The organism is Methylobacterium tarhaniae, assembly GCF_001043955.1.
Taxonomy (GTDB): Bacteria; Pseudomonadota; Alphaproteobacteria; order Rhizobiales; family Beijerinckiaceae; genus Methylobacterium; species Methylobacterium tarhaniae.
This window is the reverse complement of sequence record NZ_LABZ01000220.1, coordinates 1-8,466: the sequence shown is the minus strand read 5'-3', so window position 1 is coordinate 8,466 and position 8,466 is coordinate 1. Positions and strand designations below refer to the sequence as shown.

Genomic DNA, 8,466 nt, shown 5'->3' with positions numbered 1-8,466 from the left:
CAGGCCCGGATCGCCGCGGAGCTGCCGGTGCTGGAGGCGGAGCTGCGCGGCTCCACTGCCCAGGAGGCCCGCCTCAAGGACCTGCGCCCCGCCATCGCCCGCAAGTTCGCCGAGCTCGACCGCACCCTCGCCCTCGACCGCGCCGGCGACCGCGAGGGTGCGCTGGCCCTGGTGCGCGCCGGCGAGGGCAAGACGGAGATGGACGAGATCCGTCGCATCATCGAGGCGATGCGCGCCCAGGAGGACGACCTGCTGATGGGCTACCAGCGGCACGCCCACCGGATCGAGGCGATGGTGGGGATCGGCAGCGTCGTATCGGTCGGCATCATGGCGCTGCTCGCGGTCCTGGCCCTGCGCGAGGCGGCACGGCGGGCGGCCCTCTCGCGCTTCCTGCCCGCCGAGCTGGCGCCGCTCCTGGAGCGCGGCGGCGGCATGGATCAGGGTGGCGGATTACGGCTCGGCGAGCGCCGGCACGCGGCCATCGCCTTCGTCGACATGCGCGGCTCCACGACGATCGCCGAGAGGGCCGATCCCGAGACGGTCGCGGCCCTGGTCACGGGATTCCGCCGCTGCGTCGCCCAGGCCGCCCGGGAGACCGGGGGCGTGATCGACAAGTTCATGGGCGACGGCGCCCTGGTGGTGTTCGGCGTGCCGGAGGCGCGGAGGGACGCCGCCGCGCAGGCGCTGGCTTTCGCCGACAGGCTGGAAGGGCTGGTGGCCGAGTGGAATGCCGCGTCGAGCCGGGATCCGGTGCGGATCGGCATCGGGGTGCATTGCGGCGAGGTGTTCGTCGGCGTGGTCGGCGACGACGACCGGCTCGAATTCACCGTGCTCGGCGACGCGGTCAACGTCGCGGCCCGGCTCGAACAGGCGACCAAGACGTTCGGGATCACCACCCTGGTGTCGCAGGCGGCACTCCATGCGGCCCGGGCCTCCGGCGGGGAGTGGCGCGAGGTCAGCCGCTCGCCCCTGCGCGGCCGGCAGGAAGCCTTCCCGATCTACGGCCGGGCGGCCTGAGAGCAGCGCGGGGAAAAACGCGCGGGACGGGGTAGCGGTCCCGGCCGGGCTCTGCTATCGCAGCCGCCCCGGCCGGGTCGGCTCGAAGACGATCCGGCGGTGGAAGGCGCACCAGCTCTTGCCGTCCTGCACCGGCGCACCGCAACAGACCGCACGGTCGTTCGGTTCGCCGATGATGAACTTGCACACGAAGGCGCCCGATTGGGCGAACGGAACCCGGAGACTCGGGGAAGGCTCCTCGACGGCGTCTGCGGTCACGATATGCGACATGCGCACGAGCTGGTTCATCGGGTACTGACTCGCTGGCCCTCTATCACCTTCGACCAGAAGGGCAGCGGGCCGGTTCGTTGGGGGCGTGTCCGTCGCCGGGTTCGACATCGGATTCCTGGCCCATGGGACCTCCGCCTCCGTGACCCGTACGCACACGCGTCGCAGCGGCAGCGGTGATCGGGTGAATTTGGGGTTGCGTCGCGCAGAACGCAAGCCCCCTAAGCATTTACGCATGGTTTTCGACAGCCCGGACGTCTCCGCGACGGCCTCGGCCCGGTCCGGCGGCGTCATCGACTTGCCGTCCACGCGCCCTATCCTTGCCTGACCCGCCGTGCCGCGAGACCGCCACGAGACCGCCTTGTCCGACGCCGCTCCCGTTCGCGACCGGACCAGCGTGGCGCATGGTCACGGCCGCCCCCGCCTCCCCCCTTCGTGCAGGGCTCGCAAGGCGCCAACGGGGTCTTTCGCGATCACGCCGGCACGGCGCCGGTGCCGGGTGCCGCCGGCGAGGCATTGAAGGCGCAGAGGCCGGCCAAGGCCCGCGCGATGCTGGAGGCCCTCGCGATGCCGGAGGCCCTCGCGGCCCTCGCCGGCCTTTCGGACGACATCGCCGCCGGGGTCAGGAACTACCGCGCCATCCGGCACCCTGGCCGGCGGTTGGACTGGGTGCCGCGGCAAACGTTCTGAGAATGCGTCCGTTCCGAGATGCGCCTGCCCTGAGGCCCGTCGGGCTGGCAACCTGCCCCTCGCCGGTGTAACCGCCCCGGGCGGGTGCGTTTCGGCCCGCGCCAGGGATCCGCCATGCGCTTCCTCGTGACAGGCACGGCCGGCTTCATCGGCTTCCACCTCGCCCGCCGCCTGCTGCAGGCCGGCCATGAGGTCGTGGGAGTCGACGGGCTGACCGACTACTACGACGTCGCCTTGAAGCAGGCCCGGCTGGCGCAGCTCGGAGCCCTGCCCGGCTTCTCGTCCCACGCCTTCATGCTCGAGGAGCCCGGCGCCTTCATGGCCCTGATGGCCGAGGCGCGCCCCGAGGTGGTGGTGCATCTCGCCGCCCAGGCGGGGGTACGCTACAGCCTGGAGCACCCGGAAGCCTACGTGTCGGGCAACATGGTGGGGACCTTCCAGGTCCTGGAGGGCTGCCGGGCGCATCCGGTGCGCCACCTGCTCTTCGCCTCGACCTCCTCGGCCTATGGCGGCAACCGCACGGTGCCGTTCCGCGAGACCGACCGGGCGGTCTGGCCGCTCACCATCTACGCCGCCTCGAAGCTCGCCGGCGAGGCGATGGCGCATTCCTACGCCCATCTCTGGACGATCCCGACGACGGCGTTCCGGTTCTTCACCGTCTACGGGCCGTGGGGCCGGCCCGACATGGCGCTGTTCCTGTTCACCCGGAAGATCCTGGCCGGCGAGCCGATCGAGGTCTACGACCATGGCCGCGCGGTGCGGGACTTCACCTATATCGACGACCTCGTCGAGAGCATCGCCCGGCTGATCGACGCTCCCCCGCCCGGCTCGGGGCCGGTCTCGGCGGCCGACACCTTGAGCCCGGTCGCGCCCTACCGGATGGTCAATATCGGCGGCGGCCGGCCGGTGAGCGTCGCGGCGATGCTCGACGCCCTGGAGGACGCGCTGGGCGCCCGGGCCGTGCGCCACCTGCGCGACCTGCCGCCCGGCGACGTCGAGCGAACGGAAGCGAGCACCGACCTCCTGCGCGACCTCGTCGGCTACGTGCCGCAGACACCGCTCTCGGCCGGCATCCCGGCCTTCGTCGCCTGGTACCGGGAGCATTACCGCACCGGCCCGTGATCCCTGGCTTGTCCGCGATCATGGGCTTGCCCGTGATCACCGGCTTGTCCGCGATCATGGGCTTGCCCGTGATCACCGGCTTGTCACGGCGGCCGCGACAGTGCTCAATCCCCCCATGCCCCGCAGCCTCGATCCCGAGACCGTGCCCGCTCCCGACGCGGCGCCGCGCCAGACCCGGCGCTACGCCCAGAAGCGCGACGCGATCCTCCACGCCGCCGCCGCCCTGATCAACGAGGCCGGCGTGAAGGGCACGACGCTCGCCGACGTCGCCCGCAGCGTCGGGCTGATGACGAACAGCGTCACCTACTATTATCGCCGCAAGGAGGACCTGGCGGCGGCCTGCTTCCTGCACACGATCGGGGTGCTCGACGGACTGGTCGCCCGGGCCGAGGCGGCGCCCGACGGGCCGGCGCGGCTCGCCCGGCTCCTCGACCTCGCGGTCGCCCACCGGGCCGCGACGGCGGCGGGCGAGGAGCCGGACATCGCCGTGCTCCACGACGTGCGGGCCCTGCCGGCACCGCAGGCCGAGAGCGTCTTCTCCGCCTACAACGCGCTGTTCCGCCGTCTGCGCGGCCTGTTCGACGAGGACGGCCTCGACCGGCAGGACCGCAACGCCCGCACCCACCTGTTGCTCTCGGTGCTGCACTCGACCCGGCTGTGGATCGGCCGCTACGAGCCGCGGGACTATGCCCGGGCCGGCGCCCGGATGGCCGACCTCCTCACCCACGGCATGGCCGCGCCGGGCTTCGCGTGGCGGCCGGCCCCCCTGCCCGAGCAGTCGCCGCCGGAGGAGAGCGAGGTGTCGCCGGAGGCCTTCCTGCGCGCCGCCACGATCCTCATCAACCAGCAGGGCTATCGCGGCGCCTCGGTGGAGAAGATCTCGGGCCTCCTCAAGGTCACCAAGGGCTCGTTCTACCACCACAACGACAACAAGGACGACCTCGTCGCCAATTGCTTCGCCCGCAGCTTCGCCCAGATCCGGGCGGTGCAGGACGCGGCGGCTTCCCGCGGCGGATGCGGCTGGGATCGGATCTGCACCGCCTCGGCCACCCTGGTGCGCAGCCAGCTCGGGCCCGGCGGTCCGCTTCTGCGCGTCACCGCCTTCAGCGCCCTGCCGGAGGCCCTGCGCACCGAGACGCGGCGCACCATGAACCGCCTGACCGAGCGCTTCGGCTTCTGCCTCGTCGACGGCATGGCCGACGGCTCGGTGCGGCCGCTCGATGCCGGCATCGCCGCCCAGCTCGTCTCCAGCATGGTGAACGCCGCCGCCGAGCTGCCGGCCTGGGTGCCGGGCGTCACGCCGGACAACGCGGCCGACCTCTACGCCCGGCCGCTGTTCCTGGGGCTCTTCGTGCCGGCGGCGCGGTGAGGGATCGTCGCGCTTCGGTCAGCCTTCATCCCACACTCCGACCTCATCCCGAGGTGCGACCACAAGGGAGCCTCGAAGGAGGGCTCCCGTCGACGTCGAGACTTCCGGAGCCCTCCTTCGAGGTCAGTCGATCTCTGATCGCGTGCGATCAGTGATCGCCGACACCTCAGGATGAGGTGGCAGATGGGATGAGGAACGACATGAAGGCCTACCCCGCCGCCAGCCAACAAATCCGCCGCGTCACCCGCCAGGAGGCCGCGAAGGCCGGCACCGGCAGGAACTCGAACCGCGAGTGGAAATTGCAGGCGCCGGTGAAGTAGTTCGGCGTCGGCAGGCCGCGGGCCGAGAGGGCGGCGCCGTCGGTGCCGCCGCGCATCGGGATCTGGTTCGGGGTGATCCCCTCCGCCTCGAGCGCCGCGAACAGGAGATCGACCGGGCGATGATCGTCGCCGAGGCTGTCGTGGATGTTGCCGTAGGTGTCGGCGATCCGGCATTCGACCCGGCCGGTCGGGTAGAGCGCGGCGATCTCCGCCGTCACCGCGTGCAGGCGCTCCTTGCGGGCGGCGAAAAGGTCACGGTCGAAGTCGCGGATCATCGCCTGGAGGCGGGCCTCGCCGGAATGGGCCTGGAGGCCGTTGAACCAGATGTAGCCCTCGCGTCCCTCGGTGTTCTCGGGCGTCTCGGCCCGGTCGAACCGGCTGACGAAGTCGTGCGCCATCAGGAGCGGGTTCACCATCACGCCCTTGGCCGACATCGGATGGGCGCTCACACCCGTGAACACGATCTCGGCGCTCGCGGCGTTGAAGGTCTCGATCACCACCTCGCCGACCGCGCAGGCATCGATCGTGTAGGCGAAATCGACGGGCAACCGCGCGAGGTCGAGGGCCTTGGCGCCGCGCAGGCCGATCTCCTCGTCGGGCACGAAGGCGACCCAGATGTCGCCGTGCGGGTCCTCGGGGCCGAGGGTGGCGAGCAGCGTCATCAGGATGGCGATCGCCGCCTTGTTGTCGGCCCCGAGCACGCTGGTCCCATCGCCGACGATCACGTCCTCGCCGGCATAAGGCACGATCTCCGGATGCTCGGCGACGCGCAGCCAGATATCCTCGGCCCGGTTGAGGCAGAGGTCGCGGCCGTCGAAGCGCAGGACCTGCGGGCGGATCTCGGGCGAGAGCCCGACATCGACGGTGTCGAGATGCGCGACGAAGCCGATCGGCGGGGCGCCGGGCCGGGTGCCCGGCTTGCGGGCCGTGAGAATCGCGCGCTCGTCGAGCACCACATCCGTCAGGCCCATGTCGCGCAGCTCCCCGGCCAGGAGCGCGGCCAGGTCGCGCTGGCCCGGCGTGCTCGGCAGGGTGGTGGCGCGGGCGTCGCTCTGGCTCGCCACCGCGAGGTAGCGGAAGAAGCGCTCGACCAGCTGGGCCCGCAAGGCCGTCTCGTCCGCCATGGCCTGTCGCTCCGTCATCAGGTGAGCGCCACCGCGAAGCCGCGCTGCACCGCCGGCCGGGCCATCAGCGCCTCGTACCAGCGCCGCACGTTCGGGTAATCGGCGAGATCGACCCGGTGCCGGGCGTGGCGCCAGGCCCATCCCAGGATGGCGAAATCCGCGATCGAGAGCGCCCCGGCGACGAACTCCCCGTCGCCCAGGCGCTTGTCGAGCACGCCGTAGAGCCGGCGCGTCTCCGTCTGGTAGCGCTCGAGCCCGTAGGCGCGCTTCGTCTCGTCGACGCCGAGGAAATGGTGCACCTGGCCCGGCATCGGCCCGAAGCCGCCCATCTGCCACATCAGCCACTCCATCGCCTGGACCCGCCCGCGCCCGCCCGGCGGCAGGAAGAGCCCGGTCTTCTCGGCGAGGTAGACCAGGATCGCGCCTGATTCGAAGACCGAGATCGGCGCCCCGTCCGGCCCCTCCGAGTCGACGATCGCCGGGATGCGGTTGTTCGGGCTGATGGCGAGGAAGTCCGGCTCGAACTGCCGGCCCTTGGTGATGTCGACCGGCTCGACCCGGTAGGTCAGCCCCATCTCCTCCAGGGCGACGCTGATCTTGCGGCCGTTCGGCGTGTCCCAGGCATAGAGCTGGATCATGGTGCGCTCACCTCCGGTGCGGGCGGGACCGTAGGACGGTTCGGGCGCGGAGTCGCGCCGGTTTTCGCGGGAAGCCGGCGGGTCCGCTCAAGGCTGGTCCGCTTGCCGGGCATGACCCGCCCGGGGCGGGACCCCGCCGCCACGGCCCTGCGACATCGCATTCCGGATGACGGAACCGAATTACTCGTGGGGAGTATCTAAACCGGATGGGCGGCCGAGGTTGCCCGGGAGGAGGATGCGAGACCGCGAGCCTCATGGCGCAGATCTTTCGACCCGGCGCGGACACCCTGGCGCGCCTGGCCCTGGCGGCGATCGCCGTGCTGCCGGTCCTGGGCGTCGGGCTCGCCTACACCCTGTGGCGCTCGCCCTACGCCACCACCCAGGACGTGACCCGCGAGCAGCCGGTGCCGTTCAGCCACGAGCACCATGTCGGCGGGCTCGGGATCGATTGCCGCTACTGCCACGGCTCGGTCGAGAAGGCCGCCTTCGCGGGCATCCCGCCGACGGAGACCTGCATGAGCTGCCACTCGCAGATCTGGACCAACGCACCGATGCTGGCCCCCGTCCGCACGAGCCTCGCCGAGGGCCGGCCGCTGGTCTGGCGCCGGGTCCATGCCCTGCCGGGCTACGTCTACTTCAACCACGCGGTCCACGTCGCCAAGGGCGTCGGCTGCGCGACCTGCCACGGCGCGGTGCAGACCATGAAGCTGGTGCGTCAGGTCGCGCCCCTCACCATGGGCTGGTGCCTCGATTGCCACCGGAACCCGGCCCCGAACCTGCGCCCGCGCGAGGCGGTGTTCGACATGACCTGGACGCCGCCGGAGGACCAGGACCGGCAGGGCGCGCGCCTCGCCGCTTCCTACCACGTGAAGTCGCCGGCACGTCTCAGCGAGTGCTCGATATGCCACCGCTGACGGGCCTCCACCGCCGTGAGGCCCTGCGGCTCCTCGGCGCCGGCATCGCGCTCGCCGCCGGCGGCTGCTCCCGGCCGGACGAGGAGATCCTGCCCTACATCCGCCAGCCCGAGCAGCTCCTGCCCGGGGTGCCGGCGCGCTACGCCACCGCGCTCCCCCTCTCCGGCTGGGCCCGGGGCGTCCACGCCATCGCGGTCGACGGGCGGCCGATCAAGATCGAGGGCAACCCGCTCCATCCGGGCAGCCGCGGCGCCACGGACGTGTTCCTGGAAGCCGCCGTGCTCGACCTCTACGATCCCGACCGGTCCCGGGCGGTCGGCGAGCGCGTCGCCGGCATCGCCTCCTGGGAGGCCTTCGGCAAGGCCTATGCCCGGCCGCTCTCCGAGGCGCGGGCGCGGGGCGGGGCGGGCTTCCGGCTGCTGACCGGCCGGATCACCTCGCCGACGCTGCTGCGCCAGATCGCGGCCTTGCGCGCCGCGATGCCGGAGGCGGCCTGGCACGTCCACGAGCCCCTCGACGACGCGCATGCGCGGGCCGGCGCCGCCCTGGCCTTCGGGCGCCCGGTGCGGATCCTGCCGCGGCTGGAGCAGGCCGAGATCGTGGTCTGCCTCGAGGACGACCCCCTCGGGCCGGGGCCGGACCAGATCCGCCTCTCCGCCGCCCTGATGGAGCGCCGGCGCGATCCCTCCCGGTTCGGCCGCCTCTCCGTGGCGGAAGGGCTGCCGACGCTCACCGGCATCAAGGCCGATGCCCGCCGCGCCATGGCGCCGGCGACGACGGGCGCCCTCCTCGTCCGGCTCGCCAACGGGTTCGGGGCGGGACTGGCCGATCCCGCCCTGCCCGAAGCCGAGCGCCGCTTCGCCGACGACATCCTGGCGGATCTGCGCGCCCATCACGGCCGGGCCGTGGTGCTGGCCGGCGAGGCTTTGGAGCCCGCCTTCCACGCCCTCGCCCACTGGCTCAACGGGCGGCTGGCCGCGCCGGTCGACGGGATCGCGCCGCCCG

General features: G+C 72.3%; 9 protein-coding genes. 6 read left to right on the top strand and 3 right to left on the bottom strand.

The genetic code is table 11. The features are described from left to right. On the top strand, positions 1-1,017 hold a 1,017-nt coding region (locus VQ03_RS26140), incomplete at its 5' end, for an adenylate/guanylate cyclase domain-containing protein (RefSeq protein ID WP_048453845.1). Positions 1,018-1,071: 54 nt separating this feature from the next. Here the strand turns inward: VQ03_RS26140 and VQ03_RS26135 are convergent. Then, complete coding sequence (locus VQ03_RS26135; protein ID WP_048430796.1) at positions 1,072-1,305, bottom strand: GcrA family cell cycle regulator; 234 nt, start codon at positions 1,303-1,305, stop codon at positions 1,072-1,074. A gap of 414 nt (positions 1,306-1,719) precedes the next feature. Between VQ03_RS26135 and VQ03_RS26130 the strand changes: the two genes are divergently transcribed. The 3 genes from VQ03_RS26130 to VQ03_RS26120 all read left to right on the top strand — a co-directional run bounded on the left by VQ03_RS26130 (position 1,720) and on the right by VQ03_RS26120 (position 4,465). Next, the gene (locus VQ03_RS26130) at positions 1,720-1,974 is read left to right on the top strand and encodes a hypothetical protein (RefSeq protein ID WP_157064261.1); all 255 of its coding nucleotides are present in this window, start codon (positions 1,720-1,722) and stop codon (positions 1,972-1,974) included. Positions 1,975-2,088: 114 nt separating this feature from the next. Beyond that, a complete protein-coding gene (locus VQ03_RS26125) occupies positions 2,089-3,096 on the top strand; it encodes an NAD-dependent epimerase/dehydratase family protein (protein ID WP_048453843.1) in 1,008 nt (335 codons plus the stop codon). Between the two features lie 115 nt (positions 3,097-3,211). Next, positions 3,212-4,465, top strand: a complete 1,254-nt coding sequence (locus VQ03_RS26120; protein WP_048453842.1) for a TetR/AcrR family transcriptional regulator — start codon at positions 3,212-3,214, stop codon at positions 4,463-4,465. Positions 4,466-4,673: 208 nt separating this feature from the next. Here VQ03_RS26120 and pepT read toward each other — a convergent pair whose 3' ends face one another. Together pepT and VQ03_RS26110 are read right to left on the bottom strand one after the other, a co-directional pair. Continuing rightward, positions 4,674-5,909, bottom strand: a complete 1,236-nt coding sequence (gene pepT, locus VQ03_RS26115) for a peptidase T (protein ID WP_048453841.1) — start codon at positions 5,907-5,909, stop codon at positions 4,674-4,676. A gap of 17 nt (positions 5,910-5,926) precedes the next feature. After that, positions 5,927-6,547, bottom strand: coding sequence for a glutathione binding-like protein (locus VQ03_RS26110; protein WP_048453840.1), 621 nt, complete (start codon positions 6,545-6,547; stop codon positions 5,927-5,929). Positions 6,548-6,801: 254 nt separating this feature from the next. On the opposite strand from VQ03_RS26110, the gene VQ03_RS26105 reads away from it, so the two are divergent. Both VQ03_RS26105 and VQ03_RS26100 read left to right on the top strand, forming a co-directional pair. Then, positions 6,802-7,461 carry a cytochrome c3 family protein gene (locus tag VQ03_RS26105; RefSeq protein ID WP_048453839.1) on the top strand — a complete coding sequence of 220 codons (660 nt, stop codon included), beginning with the start codon at positions 6,802-6,804 and terminating at the stop codon, positions 7,459-7,461. Further along, positions 7,449-8,466: molybdopterin-binding domain-containing protein (locus VQ03_RS26100; RefSeq protein WP_048453838.1), on the top strand; the 1,018-nt coding region annotated here is incomplete at its 3' end. The genes VQ03_RS26105 and VQ03_RS26100, both read left to right, overlap by 13 nt.

Bases quoted from the DNA above. Each gene is read 5' to 3' on its own strand.
- VQ03_RS26135 (WP_048430796.1), bottom strand. From the start codon at position 1,305: ATGAACCAGCTCGTGCGCATGTCGCATATCGTGACCGCAGACGCCGTC.
- VQ03_RS26125 (WP_048453843.1), top strand. From the start codon at position 2,089: ATGCGCTTCCTCGTGACAGGCACGGCCGGCTTCATCGGCTTCCACCTC.
- VQ03_RS26120 (WP_048453842.1), top strand. From the start codon at position 3,212: ATGCCCCGCAGCCTCGATCCCGAGACCGTGCCCGCTCCCGACGCGGCG.
- pepT (WP_048453841.1), bottom strand. From the start codon at position 5,909: ATGGCGGACGAGACGGCCTTGCGGGCCCAGCTGGTCGAGCGCTTCTTC.
- VQ03_RS26110 (WP_048453840.1), bottom strand. From the start codon at position 6,547: ATGATCCAGCTCTATGCCTGGGACACGCCGAACGGCCGCAAGATCAGC.
- VQ03_RS26105 (WP_048453839.1), top strand. From the start codon at position 6,802: ATGGCGCAGATCTTTCGACCCGGCGCGGACACCCTGGCGCGCCTGGCC.